We start from the raw sequence: 1,965 nt of genomic DNA, 5'->3' as shown, positions 1-1,965 counted from the left end.
CCGGAGCCGGTGCCGGTGCCGTTGCTGTTTCCGGGGCCGTTGCCGGGCTCGGGCCGGCGTGGATCCGGGACCGACGGGCGCACCGGACCGGAGGAGTCCATCGTCCCCGGCAGCGGTCTCGCGTCACTGGGGGTGTACGACGGAGGCGGCGGCTCGGCCGGCGGCTGCGCCCGCGGTGGCGCCGACTGCTGCGGCTGGGGCTGCGGTGGCTGCGACTGCTGCGGTTGCTCCCACCAGGCCCTCGGCCGCTCATCCTCGATCCCCTCGCGGCCGGAACCCTCGGCGTCCTCCGGCGTATCGGGCGCGCCCCGTGTCCCCGTACCGGCGGCGTCCGTACCGACCGCGTCCGCCGCCGAGTCGAAGCGGTCGTCAAGCGTGTCCCCCGACGCGGCGGCGGGACCGGTGTCCGGTGCGGACTCTTCGTACAACCGGTTCCACCAGTCGTCGGCGGCTGGCCTCTGCCCCTGCTGGCTCATGCCCCTATCCTCGTCCGCGCCGAGGGTACGAAAACGGGGCACCCGGAAATATTCAAGTCCGCCGGGCGGCCCCACCCCCCACGGGAAGGACGCCCGGCGGACGTCACAGGTCCAGCGCGGGCCGATGCGCCGCCACCGGGGCCGCGCACATCGCTCTCCCGAGCAATCCGGGCCAAAGCACACCCAAGGGGCATATGACCGGGGTCTGTTGCTGCTGTGATGGCGCCACCTTGGCAGAGTGCCGTGCCGAACAGCGATGATGTGGCACGGCGGGTTTACGCCGTGGCCGGTATCCGCCACGGTTCGCCGTGGAACGTATGGGTCCGGGGAGGGGAGCAGGGGTGCTCGGAGCGATAGGTCTCGACGAGAGACAGGAATCCACCTACCGCGCACTGGTGGCGATCGGCGCCGCGGAGGTCGCGGACCTGGCCCATCGGCTGGCACTCCCCGAGCCGGACACCGAACAGGCCCTGCGCCGACTGGAGCGGCAGGGCCTGGCCGCGCAGTCCTCGTCCCGTACCGGACGGTGGGTCGCGGCGCCGCCCGCCGTCGCGCTGGGCGCGCTGCTCACCCAGCACCGCCACGAGCTGGAACAGGCCGAACTGGCCGCCGTGCTGCTGGCCGAGGAGTACCGCGCGGAGGCCGCCGAGCCGGCCGTGCACGATCTGGTCGAGGTCGTGACGGGCGCGAGCGCGGTGGCCCACCGGTTCCTCCAGCTCCAGCTCGGCGCGACCGAGGAGGTCTGCGCCCTGGTCACCGGGAAGCCGGTGGCGGTGACCGGTATCGACAACGAGGCGGAGGAGCGCGCGGCGGCGCGCGGGGTCGCGTACCGGGTGGTGATCGAGCGTGAGGTGCTCTCGCTGCCCGCCGGTATCACCGAACTCTCCGCGGCGCTGGGGCGCGACGAGCAGGTCCGGGTCGTCGAACGGGTCCCGACGAAGCTGGTGGTCGCGGACCGCACCCTCGCCATGGTGCCGCTGACGGGCCGTGGAGCGGAACCGGCGGTCCTGGTCGTCCATGCCAGCGGGCTGCTGGAGTCGCTGGTGGGGCTCTTCGAATCGGTGTGGCGGGAGGCACTTCCCCTGCGGCTCGGTACGGACGGCGCGGTGGCGGAGGGCCGGGTGCCCGCTCCCGACTCGACCGATCTGGAGATCCTGTCCCTGCTGCTCGCCGGGATGACCGACGCGAGCGTCGCCAAACAGCTCGACCTGGGACTGCGCACCGTACAGCGCCGGGTGAAGGGGCTGATGGAGCTGAGCGGAGTGACGACCCGGCTCCAGCTCGGCTGGCACGCGTACGAGAAGGGCTGGGTGACGCGCGGCGGGCGGGAGTGAGACAGAGCCCGTCACGCGGTGCCTCGCGCGGTGCGAGTGACTCGTGACGGCGGTCTCGCGCGGTACGAGTGACTCGTGGTGCGGGTGTTGCGGGGTGACGGGTGCCGCATGATGACGGGTGCCGCGTGATGACGGGTGCCGCATGATGACGGGTG

Annotated in this window: 1 protein-coding gene and 1 pseudogene; one reads left to right on the top strand and one right to left on the bottom strand. The window is 72.8% G+C overall.

The window, feature by feature from the left end:
• Positions 1-476 (bottom strand): annotated as a pseudogene (locus BFF77_RS30430) (protein phosphatase 2C domain-containing protein); the annotation flags it as partial.
• Between the two features lie 341 nt (positions 477-817).
• Here BFF77_RS30430 and BFF77_RS30425 point away from each other — a divergent pair.
• The gene (locus BFF77_RS30425; protein ID WP_066956448.1) at positions 818-1,810 is read left to right on the top strand and encodes a helix-turn-helix domain-containing protein; all 993 of its coding nucleotides are present in this window, start codon (positions 818-820) and stop codon (positions 1,808-1,810) included.
• The last annotated feature ends 155 nt before the right edge of the window (positions 1,811-1,965 follow it).

Origin of the sequence: Streptomyces lushanensis, assembly GCF_001700515.1 — a bacterium.
Lineage (GTDB): Bacteria > Actinomycetota > Actinomycetes > Streptomycetales > Streptomycetaceae > Streptomyces > Streptomyces lushanensis.
Note: the sequence above shows the minus strand (reverse complement) of the source record. Positions and strands in the feature narration are given on the sequence as shown.